Genomic DNA, 25,633 nt, shown 5'->3' on the forward strand with positions numbered 1-25,633 from the left:
GCCCGCACGCTACCGGTCCGAGGGATCGTTCGCGGGATGTGGGCGCACGCGGTGGATGAGTTCGTGCACCGTCGCGTCCGCGAGGCGGTAGCGGACCACCCGGCCGGCGCGCTGCGGCGTGACCAGCCCGTGGGCCCGCAGCAGCCGCAGGGCCTGCGACACCGCGGTGTCGGTCATACCGGTCGCCGCGGCCAGGTCGGTGACGCTGATCTCGCGGGCGTAGTGGATGGAGACCAGCAGGGCGAGCCGGGACGGGTCGGCGACCACGGAGAAGCGCCGCGCCCACTCGTCGATGACGGCGCGGTCGCCGAGCCCGTCGACCGCCGCCGCGACGCGCTCCGGGTCGATCAGCTTGCGGTCGGTGCTCACCCCCGGATGATTCCATCCGCGTGGCGGGCGGACCACCGGTGGCCTGGGTCACGCGGCGCTTGACGCTCGCCGTCCCCCGGGCGAGGCTTAAGACAGTTGTCATAGTCGAGGAGCCGGGATGACTGACGTCGCAGCACAGGTCCGTTCGAAGACCATCACGTGGCAGGACCCGCTGGAGACGGCTCGTCTCGGCGCCACGATGTCCGGTCTGGAGTACATGCGGGCGATCGCCGACGGCCGCGTCCCGCCGGCGCCGATCGCCGCGCACTTCGGGATGCGCTGGGAGCGCGTCGAACCGGGCGAGGTCGTCGCGGTCGCCGAGCCGGACGAGTCCCTGTACAACCCGATCGGCATGGTCCACGGCGGCGTGGCGGCGACGATGCTGGACTCGGTGGTCGGCTGCGCGGTCCACACGACCCTCCCGGCGGGGGTGGGGTACGCGTCGGTGGAGCTGAAGGTGAGCTACCTGCGCGCGATCCACGCCGGCCGCGGCGAGATCCGCGCGACGGGCCGGGTGGTGAAGGAGGGTTCGCGGATCGCCTTCGCGGAGGGCGAGATCCGCGACGCCGAAGGCAAGCTGCTGGCCACGGCGTCGGGCACCTGTGTGATCACCCGCTGACGCGGTCGCCTCGTCCGGGAGTCACCGTGGCGGCCGGACCCGGCGGCCGCGGACCGCGTCGTCGCCGCCGTACCGGCCGATGACCGCCGCCAGCAGGTCCCGGGCGTCGTCGATGCGCTCGGCGCCGTACTCCGCGACCAGTTCCTCCTGGAGTTCCCGCCGCAGCACGCGCGTCGCCTCGACGGCGGCCACCGCGTGCTCGGTCAGGTGCAACAGCTTCGTGCGGGCGTCCGCCGGATCCGCCTGACGCCGCAGCAGGCCACGGCGTTCGAGGTCCGCGACGGCCTTCGACGCCGCCTGCTGGGTCACGCCCATCCGTTCGGCCAGCGCGGTGATCGACAGCGGCGCGGCCAGGACGTGCTGGATCACCACGCCGTCGTTGAACCGCAGGTCGCCGAAACCCTGCCCCGCGAGCCGCCGCTGGACCTCGTCCGTCATCGCCCAGCCCGCGAAGAGCGCCGTCAGCGGCAGGTCGAGGGTGCTAGGATGCACAACCATGGTTGTGGAATCTAGCAGGGTGCCCGCCGAGCTGGCCGAAGGGTTCGTCCGCGTGGCGCACCGGATCGTCTGGTGCACCTTGGTGACCGTCGACCGGCGGGGGAGGCCGCGCTCCCGCGTCGTCCACCCGATCTGGGAGACCGGCCCCGACGGCCTGACGGGCTGGCTGTTCACCCGGCCGACGCCGTTGAAGGTCGCGCACCTGACCGCCTCGCCGTACGTGTCGTGCTCGTACTGGGATCCGCAGCACGAAGTGGCGGTGGCGGAGTGCCGCGCGGAGTTCGCGGACGACGAGGAGACGCGCAAGTACCTGTGGGACCCGTTCGCGTCGACGCCGGAGCCGCTGGGCTACGACCCGAAGATCCTCGGCGGCGAGGACCACCGGGACCCGAAGATCACGGTGCTGCGCCTGACACCCTGGCGGTTGTCGGCCGGCGGCGAGGCGTGGCGGGCGGCTTAGCGCTCCCTCAGTCCCAGGCGACCGGGACCCGGTCGATGCCGTAGATCGGGTGGGCGTGCCGGAACGGCAGTTCGCCGGTGGGGACGGCGAGCCGGAGCCGGGGCAGGCGCCGCAGCAGCGCGGTCAGCGCGACCTGGAGTTCGAGGCGGGCGAGGTGGTGGCCGAGGCACAGGTGCTCGCCGTGCCCGAAGGCGAGGTGGTGGTTGGGGCTGCGGCCGAAGTCCACCTCGTCCGGATCGGCGAACTCGCCGGGATCGCGGTTGGCCACGTCGGCGGCGGCGATGACGCCCTCGCCGGCGCGGATGGTGACGTCGCCGAGCGCCACGTCCTCGGTCGCGACGCGGCGGCGGCCGAAGTGGGTGATCGTCAGCAGCCGCAGCAGTTCGTCGACCGCGGTCGACGGGGGATCGCCCGGTCCCCGGAAAGCGTTGGCGTGCTGGGGGTTGTCGAGCAGGAACGCGGTGGAGAGGGCGATCTGGTTGGCGGTGGTTTCGTGGCCGGCGACCAGCAGCAGGATCGCCGTGGCCACCGCGTCCGCCCGGGAAAGGGCGCCGGTGGCGATCTGCTCCGCGCTCAGGCGGCCCAGCAGGTCGTCGGTGGGGTGGGTGCTCCGCCGGTGCAGCAGGGTGCCGAGGTAGCGGGCGAGTTCCGTGGTGGCGGCCCGGTTGGCCGCGCCGCCTGCCGAGTCGTCGAGCATCGCCCGGGCGCGGTTTTCGAAGAAGGCGTGGTCTTCGTAGGGCACACCGAGCAGTTCGCTGATGACGATGGACGGCAGCGGCAGCGCGTACCGGCCGACCAGGTCGGCGGGCTGGGGCCCGGCGGTCAGTTCGTCCAGCAGACCGGCGGCGATCCGCTCGATCGCCGGCCGCAGGGCCTCGACGCGGCGCACGGTGAACTCGCTGATCAGCATCCGGCGCAACCGGGTGTGCTCGGGCCCGTCCATGGAGATGAACGAACCGCGTCCGGTCCGCCGGCCCCGGCTCGCCGGGCCGCGGGCGGGGTAGCCGGGCCGGGTGGGATCGACGCTGAACCGGCGATCGGCGAGCACCGCGCGGACGTCGGCGTACCGGGTCAGCAGCCACGGCGTGCTCCCGTCCCAGATCCGGACCCGGGTGATCGGCGCCTCGCGTTGCAGTTCGGTCAGCCGGGACGGCGGCGTGTACGGACACGCGCGGGGCGGCGGGAAGACGTCGCTCATGGTTTCCCCTTCGGGGCGGGGTGGTCGCAGAGGCGCTCGAGCAGGGGAGCGGCCAGCCGGATGACACCGCGCTCGGTCTCGCCGAGCGTGCCGAACGCGGCGGCCAGCCACTCGTCGCGTTCCCGCATGTCGGCTTCCAGGGCGGCTGCCCCGGGCGCGGTGAGGCCGAGGACGACGCTGCGCCCGTCGTCTTCGTTGGGCGAGCGGCTGATCAGCCCGTCGGCCTCCAGTTCGGTGAACACTTTCGTCAGCGCCTGCGGCCGCTGCGCGTCGGCGGCGGCGATCTCGCCCGGGCTGCTCGCACCGTGCCGGGAGAGGTAGGCCAGCACGCCCACCTTGGCGGGGCTCAGTGCCCCCGCCGAGCGGCTGCCGCGCAACCGCCGCGCGAGCCGGAGCACACTCCGGCGCAACGCCTGCACTGACTCGTCGTCCACGAGTTAGTACTGTATTGCTTACTAACTTTCGGGCGCAAGCGAGTGCAGGGGGAGACTTGGTCAGATAGTTAGTAGTTCTCGGGCGACAGGTGGCTAGGCGGCACCGACCCGGCGCTCGAACACCAGGCCTTCCGCCGCCCGCAGGCCCACGCTGATCGCGCCCGTCAGCACCGCGTCCTCGCCCAGTTCGCCCTGGACCACCTTCGGCACCAGCGGCGTGAACGCGCGCAGGGCGCGGTCGATCGGCTCCAGCAGCAGGTCCGCGGCCGTGCCCATGCCGCCGCCCAGGACGATCAGCTCGGGGTCGATCACCGCCGCCACCGAGGCCACCGTGTACGCCAGGCGGTCCGCTTCCGTCTCCACTGCGCGGCGGGCCAGCTCGTCGCCTTCGCGGGCCAGGCGGAACACCTCGCGGGCCGATTTCGCCGTGCCCAGGCCGAGTTCGCGGGCGCCCTGGACGACCGACTGGGCCGCCGTCGCCTCTTCGAGGTGGCCGCGGGCGGGCGGGGTGCCGGGCTCGTCGGCCGCGCGCGTGCGGCCGTACGGGAGGTAGCCGATCTCGCCCGCCGCGCCGGTCGCGCCGCGGAACACCCGGCCGTCGACCATCATGCCCATGCCGACGCCGGTGCCGATCGTGATGCAGCCGAACACCGACGCGCCGCGGGCCGCGCCGCTCTCCCACTCGCCGACCGCGGTGAGGTTCGCGTCGTTCTCCACCATCAGGTCCGGGCCCAGTGCTGCTTCGAGGTCGTCGATCAGGCCCGCGCGGCCCCAGCCCGGCAGGTTCGGCGCGTGCCGGAAGCACCGCTTCTCCGGATCGGCGACGCCGGGGGAGCCGACCACGCGGACAACGATGTCGGCCGCCGCAAGACCGGCCTCCGCGACCGCCGCGGCCGCGATCTTGCCGACCGCCGTCACCAGCGCCGCGCCGGAGCGGGCCGTGTTGCGCTCGTCGCGGCGCGCCACCAGCGTGCGGCCGAGGTCCGACACCGCGACCCGCAGGTGCTCGCGGCCGATGTCGACGCCCAGCACGTACCCCGCGGTCGGGTCGGCCTCGTACAGCACCGCCGACCGGCCGGTGCCGGTGGACGTCTGCCCGGTCGGCCGGGCCAGCCCGGCGGCCTCCAGCGCCAGCAGGGCCTGGCTGACCGTCGGCTTCGACAGCCCGGTGTCCTTCGCCACCTGCGGCCGGGTCGCCGGGCCGCGGCGGCGCAGCAGGTCCAGCACCGCCCGCTGGTTGATCTTGCGCATCCCGGCGGGGGTACCGACCGTGGGAACTTCTACGCCGGCCACCCGTGCCCGCCTCCTGTCGTCCTCGTGCTGCCTGCCACGCTAGCCGTCCCGCCCCGGATCCCGCCGGAATACGCGCACTCCGGGGCCGGTTGACCGCATCATGAGCACTCCGGTACGCGGCCGGGTCCGCGTGGCACAAGGCGCGAAGCGGGTACGGGTGTTCCTCGGCGGGCAGGTCGTCGCGGACACGGTGCACCCCCTCCTGGTGTGGGAAGTTCCGTACTACCCCACGTACTACATCCCGCGCGCGGACGTCGTGAGCGGCGTTCTCACCCCCTCCGGCCGGACGGCGCACTCGCCGAGCCGCGGAGAAGCTGTTCTGTCGACGATAAAGGGTGCCGGAGCCGAGGCGGTGGACGGCGCGCTGGAGTACCCGGATTCGCCGATCGAAGAGCTCCGCGGCCACGTCCGGTTCGAGTTCGGCGCGTTCGACTGGTTCGAAGAGGACGAACAGATCTTCACGCACCCGCGCGACCCCGGCGTCCGCGTCGACATCTTGCCGAGCTCGCGGCACGTCCGGATCGAGGTCGACGGCGTCACCGTCGCCGACTCGGTGCGCCCGCACCTGCTGTTCGAGACCGGCCTGCCGACCCGCTACTACCTGCCCCGCGTCGACGTCCGGATGGACCTGCTGGAGAAGATCGAGGTCGTGACGCACTGCCCGTACAAGGGCGCCGCCGACCACTTCGACGTCGCCGGGCACGAGGACCTCGCCTGGAGCTACCCGACGCCGCTGCCCGAGAGCACCCGCGTCGCCGGCTTGGTGGCGTTCCTCGACGAGAAGGTGGACGTCTACGTCGACGGCGTCCGGCAGGACCGGCCGAAGACGAAGTTCGCCTGAGCACTCACGCGTCCGGCAGCCAGTTCCCGTGGAAGCCCGCGGGCACCCGCTGCGGGAGGTGGACCGCCGCCACCGGCGCCGCGGCGAGGTTCCCGGCGTCGAGCACGACGAGGTCGCTGCGGTCCTCCGCCGCGTCGTGGACGTAGGTGAGCAGCCAGCCTTCGCCGTGCTCGGCGGGAACGAACACCGCTTCGCCGGGAACGCGGCCGGGCGCGAAGACGTGCTCGGTGGCCGTGCCCGTGTGCAGGTCGTAGCGGCGCAGGACGTCGTGGCCGGTGACGTGACCGAAGCGCGCGTCGGACCCGGCGAGCCGGTCGTCGATGCGGGGGAACTCGCCCGGCCGGTCGTCGAGCCGGTCTTCGGTCACCGTGCCGGCCGCGAGGTCGATCGTCCAGCGCCACAGCGACGCCGGCGGGTCGTCGTGGCCGGCCCACCACTGGTGGTCGTAGCGCATGACGTGCACGACGATCCGGCCGTCCGGGGTGTCGAACGCGTTGAGCGTGTGGAAGACGTAGCAGGGCTCGATCTCCAGCCAGCGCACGCCGGCCGCGGGCCGGTCGCGGCGCAGCACGCCGAGGCGGGCGCCGTAGCCGGCGTCCCAGCGGTAGGGCATGCCCCGGCCGACCGACGCCCGGTCGAACACCACGGGCAGGTCGTAGAACACGACGTGCTCGCCGGTGAGCGCGAAGTCGTGCATCATCGTCAGCCCCGGCACGTCGATCGGCTGCTTGACGACGAGCTTCCCGGCCGCGTCGGCGCGGTAGTAGCCCACGTGCGGCGCGGTGATGCTGCCGTAGCCGAAGAAGTGCAATTCCCCGGTCACCGGGCAGATCTTCGGGTGTGCGGTCATCGCGTCGGCCAGTTCGCCGCCGAAGTCGTACACGCCCACGGTTTCGAGGTCCGTCGTGATCTCGTACGGCAGCGACGACTCGACGAGCGCGAGCGTGCGGCCGGCGTGGTTGACGACGTGCGTGTTCGCGACGCTGCTGTGCAGGTTCCGCGTGCCGTCTTCGTTGTACAGCTCCAGGTCCGGGTTTTCGAAGCTCTCGGTCCGCACCCAGCGGTTGCGGTACCAGGCGGCGCGGCCGTGCTCGAGGCGGACGCCGTGGACCATGCCGTCGCCGGTGAACCAGTGCTTGCTGTCGCCGCGCGGGTTCGGGCCGTTGCGCAGGTACCAGCCGGTCAGCTCGGGCGGCAGGGTGCCCGTCACCGGGAGGTCGAACGCGGTCAGTTCGTCGTGGACGGGGGCGTAGGCGCCGGTGAGGTGGAACTCCGAGGTGGTCATGCGGCTTCCCGGGCGCGGGCGCGCACGATGCGCGGGTAGCGGATGGTGAAGGCGACGGGGACGGCGAAGCAGAGCACCTTGAGCGCGATGAGCGCGAAGGTGGCGTGCGGCGCGAAGTTCAGCAGGGCGATGCCCGCGACCCCGCCGACGGTGAAGCTCGCCGCCCAGACCAGCGTGATGATCACGTTGACGCGCTTGAAGAGCGGGTTGTCCCAGAGCGCCTCCGGGGTCGACGTGCGGGCGATGCCGAGGGTGAACGGCTTGCCGATGGCGAGCGAGCCCCAGGCGGTGAGCGCCAGCCACGCGTCGGTGAGCGCGCCGGTGTAGGTCTTCAGCGGTGACGCCGGGACGCTGAACGCGAGGGCGGTGAGCAGCGTGAAGAAGGCGAACCCGCTCCATTCGATGATCAGCGTGTCGGCCTTGCGGCCGTCGCGGCGGGCGAGCAGGAGCAGCACGGCCGAGATCGCCAGGCCGGTCAGCCCCGACCAGCGCCAGTCGAACTGGGTCGCGACCACGGCGAACGCGATCCACGGCAGCAGGCTCTTCAAGTAGTTCACGACGGTCCTTCCTGACGTTCCAACTTTGACATGTCGAAGTTAGAACGTGCCGGTTGGACATGTCAATAGTGGAATGTCAGAATGGGGGCATGAGCCTTCGACACGCGGTGCTGGGGATGCTGGCCGACGAGCCCGGAAGCGGCTACGACCTGCTGAAACGGTTCGAGCGGGCGATGGCCAGCGTCTGGCCCGCGACGCAGAGCCAGCTCTACGGCGAGCTCGGCAAGCTGGAGGCCGCGGGCATGATCCGCGTCCTCGCCGAGGGGCCGCGCGGGCGCAAGGAGTACGAGATCACCGAAGCCGGGCTCGCGGAGCTGCGGCACTGGCTGATCGAGGTCGAACCCGGCGGGCCGCCGCGCAGCGCCACCCTGTTGCGGGTGTACTTCCTCGGCTCGGTCACCCCGGACCAGGCTCGCGGCTACCTCGCCTCGATGGGGGAGACGGGGCGGGAGCGCGAGCGGCGGCTCGAGGAGCTGGAAACCACGATCGACTGGGGCGAGGACAACCAGTCGCTGTACGGCCGGCTCGTCCTGGAGTGGGGCAAGCGCTTCTCCGTCATGCAGCGCGAGTGGGCGGAGTGGGCGGTCAAGCAGGTCGAATGACCGGCGTATAACGTCCTATGCGGCAGGTCGTTCAGGCCGCGTGCCGGCCGTGGGCTTGGCGCCGGAAGGCGCGTGGCCGCGGCCGTCCCGCCGCGGGAGCGTCCACAGTGGACCCGGACGCCGGCGTGCCGTCGCCGGCCGTCGCCGCGGGGAGCGGCGTGCCCCGGTCGCGGTGCGCGTGGTGGACCGCGTACAGCAACGCCAGGCCGAGCACCACGAGCAGGTGGGTGGCCAGCCGGGACAGCGTCACCTGGCCCGCCGCGAGGTCGCTCGCCGACCACAGCAGGAGCACAGCGACGAACCCGGTGAGCAGCGGCAGCTGGCCGCCTGCCGTCTTCGGGCGTAGGGCCGCCGTCAGCAGGCCGACACCCACCGCCAGGTTCCACGCGCCGCTTTCGTGGCCGAGGTGGACGCCGCTGTGCGCCGTCCCGAGCAGTTCCGCGAACGCCAGGCCCAGCTGGGCGATCGCCACCACGGTCAGCGCGATCCGCAGTCCCCAGCCTTCGCCGGACGGCGCGGGCGTGCGCTCGAGGATCGCCGCGGTGAGGTCCGGCACCGGCGGCGCCGGGCGCAGCAGCATCGCGCGCCGCAGCCGTTCCGCGCCCGCGAACCACTCCTGGCAGGCGACGCAGGACGCCAGGTGCTCGTCCGGGGAAACCGGCTCGGCCTCACCGTCCAAGCGGGCCGACAGTGCTTCACGGCAGTCCTCGCACCTCATGCCCCAGTAGTCGGACGGCGGATCCGCGGAGTTCCCCGTCACTGCTAGCTCCGCCTTCCTCCCCGCCACCACCCTCAACGGAGGCGCTTCGCGCCGCTGTATGTTTCCGGATCATGACCCACCGTGAGGACGACGACCGCGTCACGGCTCTGGCCTTGTCCGCCGGCCGTGGCGACCGGCGTGCGCTGGAGGAGTGGGTCCGCGCCACCCAGGCCGACGTCTGGCGCTTCCTCGCGCACCTCACCGATGCCGCCGCGGCCGACGATCTGACGCAGGAGACCTACCTTCGCGCCTTCGGCAGCCTTCACCGCTTCGCGGGACGCTCGTCGTCGCGGACGTGGCTGCTGGCCATCGCGCGCCGGGTGGTCGTCGACCAGATCCGGGCCGCCGGTGCGCGGCCCAAGATCGCCGACACCGACTGGGAAGCCGCCGCCGAACGCACCCGCGACCCCGCGGCCGGCTTCGAGGACCTCGTCGAGCTCGGGCTGCTGCTCGACGGGCTGGAGCCGGAACGCCGCGAGGTGCTCGTCCTGACGCAGGTGCTCGGGCTGTCCTACGCCGAGGCCGCCGACGTCTGCGGCTGCCCGGTCGGCACCGTCCGCTCCCGCGTCGCCCGCGCCCGCGAAGACCTGATCCAGGCCCGCCGCGCCCGCGGGGCCGGCTGAACCAGCCCGTTGCGCCGTCCGGCACTGTGGCGGCGCACACATTCGGCGGTTTCCGCTGTCATCTCGTCACAGAGATGGGCGAACCCGGCTACTCCGCGTTGACGGCGTGTCAAGGGGTCCTTAGCGTGGCGCGCACCCCGCCACCTCCCAGCAAGGGATTCCCGATGGCCAGTCCCACCACCGAACAGCCCGAGCCAAGGCAGGTCGGCCGCCGCCGCTTCCTGACCTACCTGGTCGCCGCGCCCACGCTCACCGTCGCCACGAAGCTCACCGCCGACGCCGTCGCCCCGGCCCGCGCCGAGGCCGTCGTCCCGACCTTGCCGCAGCCGGCGGAGATCCTCGACCTCGGCGACGTCCTGACGCTGTCGTGCGCGCCGACCGCCGGGATGCTCGTGCTCGAACTGACCTCCGACGGCCGGGCTCGGCTGCAGCTGCCGCGCGCCGAGGTCGGCCAGGGCATCACCACGGCGACGGCGATGCTCGTCGCCGAAGAGCTGGACCTGCCGCTCGACCGCGTCGACGTCGTGCTCTCCGACGCCCGCACCGAGCTGCTGTTCAACCAGCTCACCGGCGGGTCCAACACGATGCGTTCGCTCTACGACCCGGTGCGCGCCACCGCGGCGACCGCCCGCGCCCGGATGGTCGCCGCGGCCGCCGCGCAGTGGGGGACCGACGCGTCGCGGCTGTCCACACGCGACGGTGCGGTGTGGGCGCCCGACGGCCGCAGCGCCTCCTACGGTGTCCTCGCCGGGCCCGCGTCGCGCTCGGGCCTGAGTGTCGGGGCGATCCAGCCGAAGGCCGAGTCGGCGCACACGCTCGTCGGAACGCCGACCTCGCGCAAGGACGCCCGCGCGATGGTCACCGGCAAGCAGGTCTACACGCTCGACCTGGACGTTCCCGGTGCCAACCCGGTGATGGTGCGGCGCCCGCCGACCATCAACGGCACGGTGCAGAAGGTCAACAACGAGGCCGCCGTCCGGGCCATGCCCGGGATCATCGACATCGCCGTCGTGAAGACCGGCGTCGCGGTGATGGCCGAGACGTTCGGCCAGGCCCTCGACGGCAAGAACGCCCTCGACGTCAGCTGGGGCCCGGGCACGGTCGACGGCGAAAACAACGAGACCATCAAGAAGAAGCTGCGGGCCGCCGCGCTGCCGTTCGTCGTGCCGCCGCTGCTGACGCAGTACGTCGACGGCGAGTTCGACTTCGCCTTCGCCAGCCACGCGCCGATGGAGTCGAACTCCGCGGTCGCCGACGTCCGCGAGGACAGCGCGACCATCTGGGCCGGGCTCAAATCGCCGATCGTCGCCAAGCAGACCATCGCCCAGGAGCTGGGCCTGCCGGAGAACAAGGTCACCGTGCACGTCCAGCAGGGCGGCGGGTCCTTCGGGCGGCGGCTGTTCTTCGATGCGGCCCTCGAAGCCGCGCACATCTCGAAGGCGATGAAGAAGCCCGTCCGGCTGATGTGGAGCCGGATCGACGACATGCGCCACGGCCGCGGGCGCGCGGCGAGCTACCACCGGATCCGTGCGACCTTCGCTCTGGGACAGGTGCTGACGTTCGAACACCGCGTCGCGAGCGTCGAAACCGACTGGAGCCACGGGCTCGGCGAGATCCTCACGGCGTTCGCGGCGAAGCTGCCCGTCGGCGGCAACCTCAGCTTCGCGCAGACGGTGTTCCTGCTGACCGTGAAGTCGCCGTACAACTTCGGCGTCACGACGCAGCTGCTCAACGAGGTGCCGCTGAAGTTCCACACCTCGGCGTGGCGCTCGGTCTACTCCGCGAACACCCGCGGCGCCGAAGAGATCATGGTCGACGAGATCGCCGCGAAGCTCGGCAAGGACCCGGTGGCGTTCCGCCGTGAGTTCATCAAGGAAGAGCGCCAGCGCGCGGTGCTGGACAAGGTCGCCGAGCTCGGCGAGTGGGGCAAGCAGATGCCCGCCGGGTTCGCGCAGGGCATCGCCGTGCACGGCGAGTACAAGTCCTACACCGCCTGCCTGGTCGAGATCGACGCCCGGGACACGAAGCATCCGCGCGTCACCAAGGCGACCATCGCGGTCGACGTCGGCAAGCCGGTGAACCCGCGGGGGATCCAGGCGCAGATGCTCGGCGGGCTGACCGACGCGATTTCGACGACGCTGACCGCGGGCCTGCACATCGACAAGGGCCTGCCGCTGGAGGGCAGCTACTCGCAGTTCCACTACGCGCGGCAGAAGAACTCGCCGGCGGACGTCACCGTGCACGTCATGCCGGCGACCGGCGAGGACATCGGCGGCGCGGGTGAGCTGGGCCTGCCGGCGCCGGTCGGCGCGATCGCGAACGCCTACGCCCGCGCGACCGGGATCAAGCCCCGCAGCTTCCCGATCACCTTCCCGGTCGACTTCGACCCGTTCCCGCGCTGAGGAGAGTCCCCATGCCCAACTACACCTTCGTGGTGAACGGGAAGACCGTCACCGTCGACGCGCCCGCCGACCTGCCGATGCTGTGGGCGCTGCGCGACAAGCTCAAGGTCCGCGGGCCGAAGTACGGCTGCGGCATCAACGTCTGCAAGGCATGCACCAGCCACCTCGACGGCGAGGCGTTCAACCCCTGCGTCACGCCGGTGTCGGAGTGCGCCGGGCGCGAGGTCACCACGATCGAGGGGCTGGCCGACGGCGACGAGCTGCACCCGGTCCAGGAAGCGTGGCTGGAGCAGGACGTGGCGCAGTGCGGCTACTGTCAGCCGGGGCAGATCATGGCGGCGGTCGCGCTGCTGAAGAAGACCAAGAACCCGACGGACGCCGACATCGACGCCATCCAGAACGTCTGCCGCTGCGGCACCTACTTCCGGATCCGGGAGGCGATCAAGAGCGCCGCGGCCAAGATGGCCTGACGCGGATGCGGAGGTTCGACAAAAGAACCTCCGCATTCGCGGTTCCTGTAGCAAGTTCACCCGAACGTGGTGGCACCGTTCGGGTTAGATGTCGGTCTCAGGCCTCGACGAGGAGGTCGGGGACCGGAGGGCACCATGCACTACCCGGCGCTTCTGTCCGACGGGCTCGCACCGCGCGTCGCCGTCCTCGCCGCCGAGGTCGAGCGGAAGCTGCCCGAGCTGATCGAGAGCACCGTGCGGCAGATCCGGGCCGAAATGCCGGTCTACGCCGACGCCCGGTTCGTCACGCACACCGAGCTGCGGACCTCGGTGCGCGCCAACCTCGAGCACGTGCTGCGCACGCTGCGCGGCTCCGACGTCCCGGACCTGTCCCAGGCCCGCGCGACCGGCCGGGCCCGCGCCCTGCAGGGTGCGCCGCTGCCGGAACTGCTGCGCGCCTACCGGATCGGGCTGACCGAGGTCTGGCACCGGTTCGTCGAGCTGACCGCCGCCGCCCAGGACCTGGCCGCGCTGGTCGCCGCGACGACGGCGATCTGGGCGCTGATCGACGACCTCGCCGAAGCGCTGACGACGTCCTACCGCGACACGACCGCGGAAGTCATGGTGGCGCACCAGAACCGGCGATCGGCGCTCGTCGAGGCGCTGTTCGCGGGCGGGGCGGCGACCGAGGGCACGCTGTGGGACATCGCCCGCGTGCTCGACCTGTCCCTGGACGGCACGTTCGTCGTCGTCGCGGCGGAAACCCCGCGGCTGGGCCAGGAACCGCTGCCGCAGGTCGAGGTGCGGCTGCGCGCGCGGCAGCACGCGTCGGCGTGGCGGCTCACCCCCGATCTGCAGGTCGGCGTGGTGTCCCTGCGCGACCCGGCCGCCGCGGCGGCGATCGTCGAGCTGGTCCGCGAGCACCCGGTGGGCCGGGTCGGGATGAGCCCGGTGTTCACCGGCCTCGGCAACACCGCCCGCGCGCTGCACCTCGCGCGGGTGGCGCTGTCGAGCATGACGCCGGGAACACCGGGGCTGGTCCAGTTCACCGAGTCACCGCTGGCCGGGCTGGTGGCGAGCGCGCCGGAGGCGTCGGTGCAGCTGGCCCACCACGTGCTCCAGCCGGTGCTGGACCTGCCGGGCGACGAGCGCAACGTGCTGCTGCTGACCCTGCGCGCGTGGTTCGACTGCCAGGGATCGGCGAAGCTGACGTCGGAGCGGATGTTCTGCCACCCCAACACGATCCGGCACCGGCTGAAGCGCATCACGGAGGAGCTGGGCCGGTCGTTGACGAACCCGGCGGACATCGCCGAGCTGGGCGCGGCGCTGCGGGCGCTGAACCTGTTCCCGGAGGCGACCCACCTGCCGGCCCCGCGTTAACGGACGCCGGGGCCGTACCGGTGCGCCATCCTGGTCAGCCACTCGCGGCCGACCGGGTCGGCGGCGTGCCCGCGCACCTCGGCCGGCCGGCGGTCGTGCCCGCGCAGCCACAACACCACCGGGTGGGCCTGCCGCCTTGGCGGACGCCGGACAGCGCGGAATTGTCGGTGCTCGCCGGTAGAGTGGAAAACGGGGGGCGCCCCCGCGGCCGGGTGGGCTCAGGCGTCCGGAGCCGCGTGCGGGGCGTCGGCCCGGAGACCGCTCACGCGGCCAGCAGTTCGCGCGTGCGGGCCTGCTCCTCCGCCGAGCCGACCGGCATCACCAGCAGTTCCGTCGCGCCCGCGTCCTCGAGGGATTTCACCTGGCGCCGCACGGTTTCCTCGTCGCCGATGATCGCGCTGTCCGAAACCCGCTCGTGGCCCTCGCGGTCGAGGATCGCCCGGTACGCCGGGATGCTCCCCACCGCGCCGTACAGTTCCTCGATCCGCTTCCGTGCTTCGTCCACTTCGGACGTCACGCAGATCAGCTGACCGGAGACCACGCGCGAGCCGGCTCCCAGTGCCGGCACCACGAACTCGCCGATCGCCCGCGGACCGGCCCAGGTCGTGATGACGCCGTCGGCGAGCTCGCCGGCCAGCCGCGTCGACTGCGGGCTCACCGAGCCGATCAGCACGGCCGGCGGCTGCGCGCCGGGTGCGTTCACCGCGCCCGCGGCGGTCAGCGATTCGCCGTGGAAGTCTGCCTTTTCCCCGCGCAGCAACGGGTGCAGCGCCTGGAGGTACTCGCGCAGGTGGCGGATCGGGCGGTCGTAGGAGTAGCCGAACTCGTTTTCGACGATGAACTTGTGGCTCAGCCCGAGACCGAGGTGGACGGGCACGCCGGTGGCCGCCTGGGCGGTCAGCGCCTGCGCGGCCATGGTGATCGGGTGCCGCGAGTACGTCGGCACGACGCACGTGCCCAGCTCGACGCCGGGCGCGGCCGCCGCGAGCGCCGGCATTGCCGTGAGCGCGTCCCAGCCGCCGCGCTGCGCGACCCAGAGCGTGCTGTAGCCGAGCTTCGCCGCTTCGCGGGCTTGGGCCGTCATGGCGTCGAAGCCGACGCCGAGTTCGTCGATCAGGATTCCGGTGCGCAAGGATCCTCCCAAGGGATTTCAGTAGGCGCGTTCGAGCTGTTTGCGGTCGAGCGCGACGGCTTCGATGAAGAGCTCCAGTGCCCGCGGAGCCACGGCGCGCAGCTGCCTCGTCGACACGGCGAGCGGCTCGAAGGCGCGCGCGATCGTGTCGGCGAGCAGGGCGGGTTCGGGTGGCGGAGAGGCCGCGAGGAACCCGTGCAGCACGGCCTGGAAGACGACGACGAGCTCGCGGACCGGCCGGTCCGTGCGGAGCAGGTCGTTGGCGGCCAGCAGCTCCAGGTACTCGACGAAGGCCTCGGCGTGCCGCGGGTCGAGCTTGCCGTGCAGCTTCGGCAGCAGCTTGCCGAGCGTCTCGGTGTCGTCGGCGTACCCGGCTCGCAGCAGCGGACGCTTCAGCACATTGGCGTACTGGAGCTCGCTCAGGCGCGAAAACCGCACGCTGAGCGGATCGGCCGCGATCGTGGTCACGAGCTCTTCGAGCACCCGGACCGAATCGCGGAGCAGGACCGCGAGGAACAGCTCCTCGCGGTTCTTCCAGTGCAGGTAGACGGTGCCCTTGCCGACATCGGCCCGCTCGGCGACGTCTTCGATCGTCGTCCGCCGGTACCCGGCGCGCAGGAGCAGCTCGGCGGCGGCGTCGAGGATGCGCTCGGCCCGTTCGGCGCGATCTTCGGCAGGAGGCATGACGCCATCTTATGACCAAATTCGAAATTTGGTCAAACGTCAGGTCGTCACAAGTCTCCGGCTCCCGGTGTCCTGTGGGCGATCGGATGCCACCGCAGAGAACGGAAGAGCCCATGAGCAAGGTCTGGTTCGTCACGGGGTCGTCGCGCGGCTTGGGCCGCCGCTTCGTCGAGGCGGCGCTGTCCCGGGGCGATCGGGTGGCCGCCACCGCGCGGTCCACCGCGAGCTTCGACGCGCTGGTCGCGACCTACGGCGACGCGGTGCTCCCGTTGAAGCTGGACGTGACTGACAAGGGCGCCGTCTTCGAGACGGTGAAGCGGGCCGCCGGGCACTTCGGCCGCCTCGACGTCGTCGTGAACAACGCCGGATACGCGCAGATCGGTGCCGTCGAGGAACTGACCGAGGGCCAGTTGCGCGACCAGCTCGAGACCAACGTGTTCGGCCCGGTGTGGGTCATCCAGGCTGCGCTGCCTTACCTGCGCGAACAGGGCGCCGGCCACTTCGTCCAGCTGTCGTCGGCCGCGGGGATCCTCGCGATGCCGCTCGGCGGGGCCTACCAGGCGTCGCGGTGGGCGATCGAGGCGTTGAACGAGACCCTGGCCGGGGAGGTGGCCGGTTTCGGCATCAAGGTCACGATCGTCGAGCCGGGCGGCTACGCCACCCGCGACGGCCGGAACCCGGACCCCCTCGCCAACGGGCACGTCGCCGAGCCCAGCCCGGTCTACGACGGGCTCCGCCGCCGGCTCGCCGAGGTCGCGGGCCGGCAGCCGGCCGGGGACCCGGCCGCCGCGGCCCAGGCCCTCCTCAAGGTCGTCGACTCGGCCAACCCGCCCCTGCGGGTGCTCTTCGGCCAGGGCTTCTACCCGATGATCCAGCAGGCCTACGCGGACCGGCTGGCGACCTGGGCGGAGTGGCAGGGGCTGTCGGCGGAAGCGCAGGGCACGCCTCCGGCCGAAAATGTCGGTGCCCGCCGGTAAAGTGGAAAACGGGGGGCGCCCCCGAATGGCATCCGTCAAACGGAACGGGTGACCTGCGACAGGAACCGGTCGACCTCACGAGGGCTGCTTGTCGAGTTCGACAGCGGCAGGCCGGTGGCTGCGCCGAGGCGGGCGGCCAGGGTGGACCTTCCGGCGCCGCCGCGGCCCAGGACCAGGACCTTCTTCATGCTGCCTCCGCGTTCGGTGGCGAACAGGACGTTGCGGCGGCGCCGGTGAGGGCGGGGATCAGGAGTCCGAAGAACGCTTCCAGAGGTTGATGTCCGCGTCGGTCGCGTGGCCGTCGATCTCGGTCAGTTCCTCGGAGGAGAACTCGAGGTTGCCGAGGGCGCCGACGTTGTCCTCGAGCTGCCGGACGCTGCTCGCGCCGATCAGCACCGACGTCACCCGGTGGTCGCGCAGCGCCCAGGCGAGCGCGAGCTGCGCCAGCGACTGACCGCGCCGGGCCGCGATGTCGTTGAGCGCGCGGACCCGGCCCAGGCGGTTCTCGTCGAGGGTGTCCGGGTCGAGGGACTTGCCCTGCGCCGCCCGCGAATCCGAGGGGACGCCCTTCAGGTACTTGTCGGTCAGCAGGCCCTGCGCCAGCGGGGAGAACGCGATGCAGCCCGCGCCCGCCTGTTCGAGCGTGTCCAGCAGGCCGTCCTCTTCGATCCAGCGGTTGAGCATCGAGTACGACGGCTGGTGGATCAGCAGCGGCGTGCCGAGCTCACGCAGGAGCCGCGCCGCTTCGGCGGTCCGCTCCGAACTGTAGGACGAAATCCCGACGTAGAGCGCTTTCCCGGCGCGGACCGCGGCGTCGAGCGCTCCGACGGTCTCCTCCAGCGGCGTCTCGGGGTCGAAGCGGTGGGAGTAGAAGATGTCGACGTAGTCCAGGCCGAGCCGGCCGAGCGACTGGTCCAGGGAGGACAGCAGGTACTTGCGCGAGCCCCACTCGCCGTACGGCCCGGGCCACATGTCGTAGCCGGCCTTGGTCGAGATCACCAGCTCGTCGCGGTACGGCCGGAAGTCGGTGGCCAGCAGCCTGCCGAAGTTCTCCTCCGCCGAGCCGTAGGGCGGGCCGTAGTTGTTCGCCAGGTCGAAGTGCGTGATGCCGAGGTCGAACGCGCGGCGGGTGATGTCGCGCTGGGTCTGCAGCGGGCGGTCGTGGCCGAAGTTGTGCCACAGGCCGAGCGAGATCGCCGGCAACTTCAGCCCGGAACGCCCGCAGCGCCGGTAGGGGATCGAGTCGTATCGGCCGGAAGCCGCAGCGTAGGTCACGCGGCCGATGCTACTGCGCCATTCGCCGGCGATCCGGCCACAGTCACGGCCGACCAGGCCCGCAGTGACGGCTGCGTGACGTTCGCCGGGGCGGCCTGCTTTCGGCCGGATCGCCGCCGGGGCCCGTCGGGTACTCTCCTGGTGAGCGATCGCTTAGGAGGCACGTGGTGGGCACCGGATTCTTCACCTCCGTCGACGACGTGTCGGCCAAGCTGGCCGGGGCCGGCTACCTCGCGTCCACCGCGGTGGCGACCACCGTGTTCCTCGCCGACCGGCTCGGCAAGCCGCTGCTGGTCGAAGGGCCCGCCGGCGTCGGGAAGACCGAGCTCGCCAAGGCCGTCGCCCAGGTCAGCGGGTCGCGGCTGGTCCGGCTGCAGTGCTACGAGGGCATCGACGAAGCCCGCGCGCTGTACGAGTGGAACCACGCCAAGCAGCTGCTGCGGATCACCGCCGGCCGTGACGAAACGTGGGAGCAGGCCCGCACCGACATCTTCGGCGAGGAGTTCCTGCTGCGCCGCCCGCTGCTCACCGCGATCTCCTCCGACGAGCCGACCGTGCTGCTCATCGACGAGACCGACAAGGCCGACATGGAGGTCGAGGGCCTGCTGCTCGAGGTGCTCGGCGACTTCCAGGTGACCATGCCCGAGCTCGGCACGATCACCGCCACGCGCGCGCCGTTCGCCGTGCTGACGTCCAACGCGACGCGCGAGCTGTCCGAGGCGCTGCGCCGCCGGTGCCTGTTCCTGCACATCGGCTTCCCGGACGAGGACCTCGAACGCGACATTGTCCGGCTCAAGGTCCCGGGCATCGACGCCGCGCTCGCCGATTCCGTCGTCCGGGTGATCGCCGCGCTGCGGGCGATGGACCTGCGCAAACTGCCGTCGGTCGCGGAGACCGTCGACTGGGCGCGCACCCTGCTCGCGCTCGGCGCGTCGACGCTGGACGAGCAGGTCGTGCGGGAGAGCCTCGGCGTCGTGCTCAAGCACCAGGACGACATCGCCAAGGCGGGCGCCGGCCTGAAGCTCGAACAGGTCTTGGACGCGTCGTGACCGGCGGCGTGCCCGAGCGGCTCGCGGAGTTCGTCAGGGCGCTGCGGGCCCAGGGCATCCCGGCGGGCCCGAGCGAGACGGTCGACGCCGCGGCCGCGCTGGCGGTGCTCGGCCTCGACGACCGCTCGCTCGTCCGCGAGGGCTTGGCCGCGGCCCTGGTCCGCCGCGGCGGGCAGCGCGCCGTCTTCGACGCCGCGTTCGACCTGTACTTCCCGGCCGGGATCGGCACCCCCGAGCGAGCCCGCGAAGACCGGCCGACGACGCTGGAAGAGCTGCGGGAGGAACTGGCTGCCGCGCTGGCCGAGGGCGACCAGCAGGCGCTGGGGCAGCTGGCCGGGCTCGCGGTGGAGCTGCTCGGGCAGTACGGCTCGGCGTCCGGACCGGGCGGCGGCTTCTCCGCCCACCAGACCCTGGAACGGCTCCAGCCGCAGACCCTGATCGCGCGGGTGCTGGCCGCGGTCCGCGGCGGCGGCGCGCGCGGCGAGTTCACCGACCGGCTCGACCGCGACGAGATCCGCCGCCGCGTCGAAGGCTTCCGCGGGCAGGTCCGCACCGAGGCGCGCCGCCGCGCGGCCGAGGCCCGCGGCCGCGAGCGCGTCGCCAAGCACGCCATCGCGCCGTCACCCGACCGGGTCGACTTTCTCATCGCGAGCCGCAACCAGCTCGCCGAGCTGCGCCGGACGATCCAGCCGCTGTCCCGCAAGCTGGCGACGCGCCTGGCCGCCCGCCGCAAGCGCACCACCCGCGGGCAGATCGACCTGCGCCGCACCCTGCGGCGGTCGCTGTCGACCGGCGGGGTGCCGCTGCGGCCGGCCTACCGCCACCGCCGTCCGGGCCGGCCCGAGATCGTGCTGCTGTGCGACCTCTCGGGGTCGGTGGCGGGGTTCGCGAACTTCACCATGCTGCTGGTGCAGGCGCTGCGCGACCAGTTCAGCAAGATCCGCGTGTTCGCCTTCGTCGACAGCGCCGACGAGGTCACCCACCTGGTCACCAACGGCGCGGCCGACCCCGAGCACCTCGGCGCGCGCATGCTGGCCGAAGCCGCGCTGGTCCGCTGGGACGGCCACAGCGACTACGGCGGCTCCCTGCGCCAGTTCACGGAGAACTGGCTCGACGCGGTCGGCCCGCGCACGTCGGTGCTGATCCTCGGCGACGCCCGGACGAACGGCGGCGACCCGAACCTCGACGCCGTCCGGGCGATCAAGGCCCGCGCCCGGCACGTCTACTGGCTCAACCCGGAGCGGCGGTCCCTGTGGTCGACCGGCGACTCGGCCGCCCTCGAGTACGCCGAAGTCGTGGAGATGCACGAGTGCCGCACGGTGCACCAGCTCGGCGCGCTGGTCACCCGCTTGCTGCCGGTGTGAGCCACGCGTCGATGTCGCGCAGGATCGCCTTCTTGGTCGCTTCGGGGGCGAAGGACGCCGTGACGCTTGCGCGGGCGAAGTCCGCCATCGTCGCGTCGTCGTAACCGAACGCCTGCTGCACGCGGGCGTACTCGCCGGCCAGGTTCGCTCCGGTGACGGACGGGACGTCGGTGTTGAGCGTGACGGTCAGCCCGGCCTCACGCAGCCGGGGGAGCGGGTGCTCGGCGAGCGAGGGCACCAGCCCGAGCGTCACGTTGGACGACGGGCAGACCTCGAGCGCGAGGCCCCGGTCGCGGACTTCGGCGACCAGTTCGGGGTCTTCGAGGACGCGGATGCCGTGCCCGAGCCGTTCGGTGCGGCCCACTTCGAGGGCCTCGCGGATGCTGTCCGGGCCGGCGTCCTCGCCGGTGTGGTGCAGCAGGTGGAGCCCGCCGGCGCGGGCCTTCTCGAAGACCGTCGCGAACGGCCGGAGCGAGTGGTTTTCCTCGCCCGCCATACCGATCGCGAACACTTCGCCGTACTTCAACGCGAGGTCGAGGGTGCGCTCCGCGCGTTCGACCGAACGGCGCCGCGAGTGGTCGAGCAGCAGCCGCCATTCGAGGCCCGGGCTTTCGCCAAGTCCTTTGAGGACAGACGCCAGCGGCATTTCCGGATCGCCCAGGCGTTCCCCGTGCGACGCGGCGGTGAAGGTGATTTCGGCATAGCGCGTGCCCTGGGCGGTTTCGTCCTCGACGTACTCGCGGGCGATGCGCTCGAAGTCCTCCGGCCGCCGCAGGCACGAGCGGATGAGCGCGTTGTGGTCGGCGAAGGCGCGGAAGCCGTCGAACACCGGGGGCTCGCCCGGGACGGCGACACCGTTGGCCTCGCCGAGCTCACGGAGCGTGCCCGGGCGGATCGTGCTCTCCAGGTGGACGTGCAGGTGGGCTTTCGGCAGGGCGGCCAGGTCGCGCATGATCGGGAGCCTAGAGCCGCCCGGCGGCGATCCGCGTGGCAATTTCCGGGACCGGCCGCGGCGGGCCCAGGTTTTGGCCCTCGTCACGCGGGGAACCTCCGGGTGGTTCGTCCGCGTTGTCAGGATGACCGTAACCGACGAGGGAGGGCCACCGTGCCTCTGATGAAGAAGCTGACCATGCTGGCCGGCGCCGCCGGTGCGGCTCGTGCCTACGCCAAGAAGAACCCCGAAAAGGTGAATCAGGCCGTCGGGAAGGCCGCGAAGTTCGTCGACGACAAGACCAAGGGCAAGTACCACCAGCAGATCGCCGGCGCGGTCCGCAAGGTCAGCTCGGTGACCGGGCAGCCGGGCCACCCGGGGCCGGCCACCCGGTAGGTCACCCGGCCGTCAACGCCTCGAGGACGCCCTCGCCGTACTTGGCGAGCTTGTTCTCGCCGACGCCGCTGACCGTGCCCAGCTCCGCCAGCGACGACGGCCGCTGCGTGGCGATCTGGCGCAGGGTCGCGTCGTGGAAGACGACGTACGCGGGCACGCCCTGCTCCTTCGCGGTGGCGGCCCGCCAGGCACGCAGGCGTTCGAACAGCGGGGCCGCCTCCGCGGGCATGTCCACCGCGGCGGCGGCCTTCCGCGTGCTGCGGACCTTCGCGGCGGCGGCAGCCCGCTCGGGTTCGCGGCGCAACAGCACCTGGCGATCACCGCCGAGCACCTCCGCGCTGCTCTCGGTGAGCACGAGCGAGCCGTAGTCGCCTTCGACGGCGAGCAGGCCCTGGGCGAGCAGCTGCCGCACCACCGCCCGCCACTCGGGCTCGCGCAGCTCGGTGCCGATGCCGAACGTCTTGAGCGTGTCGTGCTGGAACTGCGTGACCTTGGGCGTGGACTTGCCGAGCAGGATGTCGATGACCTGGCCGGCGCCGAACTTCTGGCGCCGTTCGTTGCGCAGCCGCACGACGGTCGACAGCAGCTTCTGCGCCGGGATCGTGCCGTCCCACTTCTCCGGCGGGCTCAGGCACGTGTCGCAGTTGCCGCACGGGGCCGCCTGCTGCCCGAAGTAGTTGAGGATCTGCACCCGGCGGCATTCGACCGTCTCGCACAGCGCGAGCATCGCGTTCAGGTGCGCGCCCAGCCGGCGGCGGTGCGCCTCGTCCCCTTCGGACGTGTCGATCATCTTGCGCTGCTGCACCACGTCCTGCAGCCCGTACGCCAGCCACGCCGTGGACGGCAGGCCGTCACGCCCTGCGCGGCCGGTCTCCTGGTAGTAGCCCTCGACCGACTTCGGCAGGTCGAGGTGCGCGACGAACCGGACGTCCGGTTTGTCGATGCCCATCCCGAACGCGATCGTCGCGACGACGATCAGCCCGTCCTCCCGCAGGAACCGCGACTGGTGCTTCGCGCGGGTGCGCGCGTCGAGCCCCGCGTGGTACGGCACCGCGGGGATTCCGTTCTGCACCAGGAACTCCGCGGTCTTCTCCACCGAGTTCCGCGACAGGCAGTAGACGATCCCCGCGTCGCCCTGGTGCTCGGTGCGCAGCAGCTCCAGCAGCTGCCGCTGCGGCGAGTTCTTGCCGACGATCCGGTACTGGATGTTCGGCCGGTCGAAGCTCGCGACGAAGTGCCGGGCCTCGCCGAGGTTCAGCCGCGCCGCGATCTCCTTGTGCGTGGCCTCGGTCGCGGTGGCGGTCAGCGCGATCCGCGGCACGTCCGGCCAGCGCTCGTGCAGTGCGGAGAGCTGGAGGTAGTCGGGCCGGAAGTCGTGGCCCCACTGGGCGACGCAGTGCGCCTCGTCGATCGCGAACAGCGAGATCTTGCCGCGGTCGAGCAGCCGCACGGTGGATTCCACCGAAAGCCGTTCCGGCGCCAGGTAGAGCAGGTCGAGCTCGCCGTTCAGGAACGCCGTCTCCACCTCCTGCCGGGCCGCGTAGTCCTGCGTGGAGTTGAGGAAACCGGCGCGGACGCCGGCGTTGCGCAGCGCGTCGACCTGGTCCTGCATCAGCGCGATCAGCGGCGAGACGACCACGCCCACACCGGGGCGCACGAGCGCGGGAATCTGGTAGCACAACGACTTCCCGCCGCCGGTGGGCATCAGCACGAGCGCGTCGCCGCCGGCGATCACGTGCTCGACGATCGCCGCCTGGTCGCCGCGGAAGCTGTCGTAGCCGAACACGCGCCGGAGGGTCTCCAGCGCGTCGGACGCGGGTGCGAGGTCGGTCTCTGCCACCCGCCCGACTATAGAGCGGGGGTCCGACAGTTCCGGCCCGCCCCGCCGCGGGGTGCCAGAATGGGGGCGTGCAGTACTGGCCGGTTCCCGATCTCGCCGCGTATTTCGGCGGCGAATGGTGCCTGGACCGGGAAATCCGCGCCGCGGACGGCGAGCCGATGGGCGCGGTCACCGGGACCGCCACCTTCACCGAAGCCGGGGGCGTCCTCGTCTACCACGAGGAGGGCGAGCTGCGCCTCGGCGGCCACACCGGGCCGGTCACGCGGACGCTGCACTACCGCCCGGCCGGCCCCGGCCGCGCGTCGGTGCACTTCGACCACGGCGGCTTCTTCCACGACCTCGACCTGCGCGAAGGCCGCTGGACGGCGGACCACCCCTGCCGCGCCGACCGCTACCGCGGGGAGTACCGGGTGACCGGTGCCGGGCGCTGGCGGCAGGAGTGGGTGGTGCGCGGCCCGGCGAAGGACCACGTGATCGTCAGCCGGTTCACCCGTTAGACGATGCCGCCGTTGGCGCGCAGCACCTGGCCGTTCACCCAGCGCGCCGGGCCGGCGAGGAACGCGACGACCTCGGCGATGTCCGCCGGCTGCCCGAGGCGTTCCAGCGGCGGCTGCTCGGCCATCCGGGCGATCGTCTCCTCGTCCTTGCCGTCGAGGAACAGCGCGGTCGCGGTCGGGCCGGGCGCGACGGTGTTCACGGTGATGTCGCGGCCGCGCAGCTCGCGCGCCAGGATCATGGTGATCGCCTCGACCGCACCCTTCGTCGCGTTGTAGACGCCGTAGCCGGGCAGGTTCAGCCCGAGCACCGACGTCGAGGTGGTGATCACCGCGCCGCCGTCGCGCACCCGCCGCGCCGCCTGCTGGGCGACCGCGAACGTGCCGCGGATGTTGGTGCGGTGGACTCGGTCGAGGACGTCGAAGTCGGTGTCGGCGATCGGCGTCGGCGGGTTCATCACGCCGGCCAGGTGCGCGACGACGTCCACTCCGCCGTAGGTGCGTTCCGCGGTGTCGAACAGCTCCGCGACCGCAGCGGGGTCGGCCACGTCGGCGCGGACCGCGATCGCCCGGCCGCCGTTCGCGGTGATGGCGTCGACGGCGGCCGCGGCCGCCGTTTCGTTGCCCGCGTAGTTGACCACGACCGCCATGCCGTCGGCGGCCAGGCGCTCGGCGACCTCGCGGCCGATGCCGCGGGAGCCGCCGGTGACGATCGCGACGCGGGTGCCGGTGGTGCTCATCGGTTCCTTCTTCCGGTCGGGACGGCGTTCTCTCCGCCGCTTCTGTTATCAATGATATCACTGGCGTGGTAACGCTGCTAATAAGCGTCGTGTTGGTGCCGTCACACCCCGTGGCGCCGCGCGGCATCCGGCCGTATCGACGCCGCCGACCGGCCGAATCGCGAGGTCAGCGACGTGCGGACGGTTTTCGGATCGTGCGATCCGGGAACACCGGACGCATCGGGGGCTTGACATCCTTGAAGGAGTTTGAGCGATGCCCACTTGGCTGATCGTGTTGATCGTCGTCGTGGCCGTCGCGGTGCTCGGCGCCGTGATCTGGCTGGTGACGCAGGAGATGCAACGAAAACGGTTGCAGCAGCGGTTCGGTCCCGAGTACGACCGCACGGTCGCGGAGAAGGACAGCCCCCGTGCCGCGCAGCGGGAGCTCGCCGAGCGGGAACGCCGGCACAAGGAGCTCGACATCCGCCCGCTTTCGGCGTCGGCGCGCGAGCGCTACGCCCGGGAATGGGCGCAGGTGCAGGAAAAGTTCGTCGACCAGCCGTCCGACGCGGTCGCCGAAGCCGACCAGCTCCTGAACTCGCTGATGGCCGAACGCGGCTACCCCACCGAAGGCTACGAGCAGCAGCTGGCGGACCTGTCCGTGCGGCACGCCAAGACCCTGGAGCACTACCGGGCCGCGCACACCACGCAGCAGAAGCGCGACGGAGCGTCCACTGAGGACCTGCGCGACGCGATGGTGCGCTACCGCACCGTCTTCGAGGACCTGCTGACCGACGGCGCCGACGAGCAGCACCACGACCACCACGACCGCCGGAACGGCCACGACCACGACCGCACCGAGCGGAACGAGACCGATCGGCACGACACCGACCGGCACGAGACCAGCCGGCCGGACGCGGACCGCCACGACGCGGACCGCCACGAGACCGAGCGCCAGGCGTCCGCGAACCCGCGGACCGAGTGGAACGGAGGACGTTGACC

The 25,633-nt window shown here is 72.0% G+C and carries 30 protein-coding genes; 14 read left to right on the forward strand and 16 right to left on the reverse strand.

The annotated features are described in order from the left end of the window. Nucleotides 1-9 precede the first annotated feature (9 nt). The gene (locus tag AB0M93_RS12985) at nt 10-369 is read right to left on the reverse strand and encodes a metalloregulator ArsR/SmtB family transcription factor (RefSeq protein ID WP_364272083.1); all 360 of its coding nucleotides are present in this window, start codon (nt 367-369) and stop codon (nt 10-12) included. A 118-nt stretch (nt 370-487) separates the two neighbouring features. On the opposite strand from AB0M93_RS12985, the gene AB0M93_RS12990 reads away from it, so the two are divergent. Then, the gene (locus AB0M93_RS12990) at nt 488-988 is read left to right on the forward strand and encodes a PaaI family thioesterase (protein ID WP_364272086.1); all 501 of its coding nucleotides are present in this window, start codon (nt 488-490) and stop codon (nt 986-988) included. 21 nt (nt 989-1,009) lie between these two features. Here AB0M93_RS12990 and AB0M93_RS12995 read toward each other — a convergent pair whose 3' ends face one another. Beyond that, nucleotides 1,010-1,486 (reverse strand): MarR family transcriptional regulator, encoded by a 477-nt coding sequence (locus AB0M93_RS12995; protein ID WP_364272089.1) that lies wholly within the window; start codon nt 1,484-1,486, stop codon nt 1,010-1,012. Here AB0M93_RS12995 and AB0M93_RS13000 point away from each other — a divergent pair. After that, entirely contained in the window at nt 1,485-1,946 is a 462-nt protein-coding gene (locus tag AB0M93_RS13000; RefSeq protein ID WP_364272092.1) for a pyridoxamine 5'-phosphate oxidase family protein, read from the forward strand. The genes AB0M93_RS12995 and AB0M93_RS13000 overlap by 2 nt on opposite strands. 7 nt (nt 1,947-1,953) lie before the next feature. Here AB0M93_RS13000 and AB0M93_RS13005 read toward each other — a convergent pair whose 3' ends face one another. The 3 genes from AB0M93_RS13005 to AB0M93_RS13015 all read right to left on the reverse strand — a co-directional run bounded on the left by AB0M93_RS13005 (nt 1,954) and on the right by AB0M93_RS13015 (nt 4,871). Further along, nucleotides 1,954-3,144, reverse strand: a complete 1,191-nt coding sequence (locus tag AB0M93_RS13005) for a cytochrome P450 (protein ID WP_364272095.1) — start codon at nt 3,142-3,144, stop codon at nt 1,954-1,956. Further along, nucleotides 3,141-3,578: a MarR family transcriptional regulator gene (locus AB0M93_RS13010; RefSeq protein WP_364272098.1), complete on the reverse strand. Its 438-nt coding sequence runs from the start codon at nt 3,576-3,578 to the stop codon at nt 3,141-3,143. The genes AB0M93_RS13005 and AB0M93_RS13010 overlap by 4 nt, the downstream gene beginning before the upstream one ends. Before the next feature lie 93 nt (nt 3,579-3,671). Continuing rightward, the gene (locus AB0M93_RS13015; RefSeq protein ID WP_364272101.1) at nt 3,672-4,871 is read right to left on the reverse strand and encodes an ROK family protein; all 1,200 of its coding nucleotides are present in this window, start codon (nt 4,869-4,871) and stop codon (nt 3,672-3,674) included. A 100-nt stretch (nt 4,872-4,971) separates the two neighbouring features. Between AB0M93_RS13015 and AB0M93_RS13020 the strand changes: the two genes are divergently transcribed. Further along, the gene (locus AB0M93_RS13020) at nt 4,972-5,712 is read left to right on the forward strand and encodes a DUF427 domain-containing protein (RefSeq protein ID WP_364272104.1); all 741 of its coding nucleotides are present in this window, start codon (nt 4,972-4,974) and stop codon (nt 5,710-5,712) included. 4 nt (nt 5,713-5,716) lie between these two features. Here AB0M93_RS13020 and AB0M93_RS13025 read toward each other — a convergent pair whose 3' ends face one another. Both AB0M93_RS13025 and AB0M93_RS13030 read right to left on the reverse strand, forming a co-directional pair. Continuing rightward, the gene (locus tag AB0M93_RS13025; protein WP_364272107.1) at nt 5,717-6,997 is read right to left on the reverse strand and encodes a carotenoid oxygenase family protein; all 1,281 of its coding nucleotides are present in this window, start codon (nt 6,995-6,997) and stop codon (nt 5,717-5,719) included. Further along, entirely contained in the window at nt 6,994-7,554 is a 561-nt protein-coding gene (locus tag AB0M93_RS13030) for a hypothetical protein (RefSeq protein ID WP_364272110.1), read from the reverse strand. Before AB0M93_RS13030 ends, AB0M93_RS13025 begins: the two co-directional genes overlap by 4 nt. 89 nt (nt 7,555-7,643) lie before the next feature. Here AB0M93_RS13030 and AB0M93_RS13035 point away from each other — a divergent pair, with 89 nt between their 5' ends. Then, on the forward strand, nt 7,644-8,156 hold the full coding sequence (locus tag AB0M93_RS13035; RefSeq protein ID WP_364272113.1) for a helix-turn-helix transcriptional regulator: 513 nt from the start codon (nt 7,644-7,646) through the stop codon (nt 8,154-8,156). A 31-nt stretch (nt 8,157-8,187) separates the two neighbouring features. On the opposite strand, the gene AB0M93_RS13040 is transcribed toward AB0M93_RS13035, so the two are convergent. Next, a complete protein-coding gene (locus AB0M93_RS13040) occupies nt 8,188-8,874 on the reverse strand; it encodes a hypothetical protein (RefSeq protein WP_364272879.1) in 687 nt (228 codons plus the stop codon). 113 nt (nt 8,875-8,987) lie between these two features. On the opposite strand from AB0M93_RS13040, the gene sigC reads away from it, so the two are divergent. The 4 genes from sigC to AB0M93_RS13060 all read left to right on the forward strand — a co-directional run bounded on the left by sigC (nt 8,988) and on the right by AB0M93_RS13060 (nt 13,770). Further along, complete coding sequence (sigC, locus tag AB0M93_RS13045) at nt 8,988-9,539, forward strand: RNA polymerase sigma factor SigC (RefSeq protein WP_364272116.1); 552 nt, start codon at nt 8,988-8,990, stop codon at nt 9,537-9,539. A 164-nt stretch (nt 9,540-9,703) separates the two neighbouring features. After that, entirely contained in the window at nt 9,704-11,941 is a 2,238-nt protein-coding gene (locus AB0M93_RS13050; RefSeq protein ID WP_364272118.1) for a molybdopterin cofactor-binding domain-containing protein, read from the forward strand. 11 nt (nt 11,942-11,952) lie between these two features. After that, entirely contained in the window at nt 11,953-12,411 is a 459-nt protein-coding gene (locus AB0M93_RS13055; protein WP_003056009.1) for a (2Fe-2S)-binding protein, read from the forward strand. A 135-nt stretch (nt 12,412-12,546) separates the two neighbouring features. Beyond that, nucleotides 12,547-13,770 (forward strand): helix-turn-helix domain-containing protein, encoded by a 1,224-nt coding sequence (locus AB0M93_RS13060; RefSeq protein ID WP_364272121.1) that lies wholly within the window; start codon nt 12,547-12,549, stop codon nt 13,768-13,770. Here the strand turns inward: AB0M93_RS13060 and AB0M93_RS13065 are convergent. The 3 genes from AB0M93_RS13065 to AB0M93_RS13075 all read right to left on the reverse strand — a co-directional run bounded on the left by AB0M93_RS13065 (nt 13,767) and on the right by AB0M93_RS13075 (nt 15,586). After that, nucleotides 13,767-13,889, reverse strand: coding sequence for a hypothetical protein (locus tag AB0M93_RS13065; protein WP_364272124.1), 123 nt, complete (start codon nt 13,887-13,889; stop codon nt 13,767-13,769). The genes AB0M93_RS13060 and AB0M93_RS13065 overlap by 4 nt on opposite strands. 143 nt (nt 13,890-14,032) lie before the next feature. Beyond that, nucleotides 14,033-14,902 carry a TIGR03564 family F420-dependent LLM class oxidoreductase gene (locus AB0M93_RS13070; protein WP_364272127.1) on the reverse strand — a complete coding sequence of 290 codons (870 nt, stop codon included), beginning with the start codon at nt 14,900-14,902 and terminating at the stop codon, nt 14,033-14,035. Nucleotides 14,903-14,920: 18 nt separating this feature from the next. After that, complete coding sequence (locus tag AB0M93_RS13075) at nt 14,921-15,586, reverse strand: helix-turn-helix domain-containing protein (RefSeq protein ID WP_364272130.1); 666 nt, start codon at nt 15,584-15,586, stop codon at nt 14,921-14,923. Nucleotides 15,587-15,699: 113 nt separating this feature from the next. Between AB0M93_RS13075 and AB0M93_RS13080 the strand changes: the two genes are divergently transcribed. After that, a complete protein-coding gene (locus tag AB0M93_RS13080; protein WP_364272133.1) occupies nt 15,700-16,563 on the forward strand; it encodes an SDR family NAD(P)-dependent oxidoreductase in 864 nt (287 codons plus the stop codon). Between the two features lie 35 nt (nt 16,564-16,598). Here AB0M93_RS13080 and AB0M93_RS13085 read toward each other — a convergent pair whose 3' ends face one another. Both AB0M93_RS13085 and mgrA read right to left on the reverse strand, forming a co-directional pair. Continuing rightward, a complete protein-coding gene (locus AB0M93_RS13085; protein ID WP_364272136.1) occupies nt 16,599-16,751 on the reverse strand; it encodes a hypothetical protein in 153 nt (50 codons plus the stop codon). Nucleotides 16,752-16,809: 58 nt separating this feature from the next. After that, nucleotides 16,810-17,838 carry an L-glyceraldehyde 3-phosphate reductase gene (gene mgrA, locus AB0M93_RS13090; RefSeq protein WP_364272139.1) on the reverse strand — a complete coding sequence of 343 codons (1,029 nt, stop codon included), beginning with the start codon at nt 17,836-17,838 and terminating at the stop codon, nt 16,810-16,812. A gap of 167 nt (nt 17,839-18,005) precedes the next feature. Between mgrA and AB0M93_RS13095 the strand changes: the two genes are divergently transcribed. Further along, nucleotides 18,006-18,887, forward strand: coding sequence for a MoxR family ATPase (locus tag AB0M93_RS13095; protein WP_364272142.1), 882 nt, complete (start codon nt 18,006-18,008; stop codon nt 18,885-18,887). Beyond that, nucleotides 18,884-20,251, forward strand: a complete 1,368-nt coding sequence (locus AB0M93_RS13100; RefSeq protein ID WP_364272145.1) for a VWA domain-containing protein — start codon at nt 18,884-18,886, stop codon at nt 20,249-20,251. The genes AB0M93_RS13095 and AB0M93_RS13100 overlap by 4 nt, the downstream gene beginning before the upstream one ends. Here AB0M93_RS13100 and add read toward each other — a convergent pair. Then, nucleotides 20,229-21,203, reverse strand: a complete 975-nt coding sequence (gene add / locus AB0M93_RS13105; protein ID WP_364272147.1) for an adenosine deaminase — start codon at nt 21,201-21,203, stop codon at nt 20,229-20,231. The genes AB0M93_RS13100 and add overlap by 23 nt on opposite strands. Before the next feature lie 153 nt (nt 21,204-21,356). On the opposite strand from add, the gene AB0M93_RS13110 reads away from it, so the two are divergent. Further along, a complete protein-coding gene (locus tag AB0M93_RS13110) occupies nt 21,357-21,578 on the forward strand; it encodes an antitoxin (RefSeq protein ID WP_364272150.1) in 222 nt (73 codons plus the stop codon). A gap of 1 nt (nt 21,579) precedes the next feature. On the opposite strand, the gene recQ is transcribed toward AB0M93_RS13110, so the two are convergent. Further along, nucleotides 21,580-23,418, reverse strand: coding sequence for a DNA helicase RecQ (recQ, locus tag AB0M93_RS13115; protein WP_364272153.1), 1,839 nt, complete (start codon nt 23,416-23,418; stop codon nt 21,580-21,582). Nucleotides 23,419-23,486: 68 nt separating this feature from the next. Between recQ and AB0M93_RS13120 the strand changes: the two genes are divergently transcribed. Next, nucleotides 23,487-23,915, forward strand: coding sequence for a DUF6314 family protein (locus AB0M93_RS13120; RefSeq protein WP_364272156.1), 429 nt, complete (start codon nt 23,487-23,489; stop codon nt 23,913-23,915). On the opposite strand, the gene AB0M93_RS13125 is transcribed toward AB0M93_RS13120, so the two are convergent. Beyond that, nucleotides 23,912-24,652 (reverse strand): SDR family oxidoreductase, encoded by a 741-nt coding sequence (locus AB0M93_RS13125; RefSeq protein ID WP_364272159.1) that lies wholly within the window; start codon nt 24,650-24,652, stop codon nt 23,912-23,914. The two genes, AB0M93_RS13120 and AB0M93_RS13125, sit on opposite strands and share 4 nt — an antisense overlap. Nucleotides 24,653-24,905: 253 nt before the next feature. Between AB0M93_RS13125 and AB0M93_RS13130 the strand changes: the two genes are divergently transcribed. After that, nucleotides 24,906-25,631 carry a hypothetical protein gene (locus tag AB0M93_RS13130; RefSeq protein WP_364272162.1) on the forward strand — a complete coding sequence of 242 codons (726 nt, stop codon included), beginning with the start codon at nt 24,906-24,908 and terminating at the stop codon, nt 25,629-25,631. The last annotated feature ends 2 nt before the right edge of the window (nt 25,632-25,633 follow it).

Origin of the sequence: Amycolatopsis sp. NPDC051102, assembly GCF_040682815.1 — a bacterium.
Taxonomy (GTDB): Bacteria; Actinomycetota; Actinomycetes; order Mycobacteriales; family Pseudonocardiaceae; genus Amycolatopsis.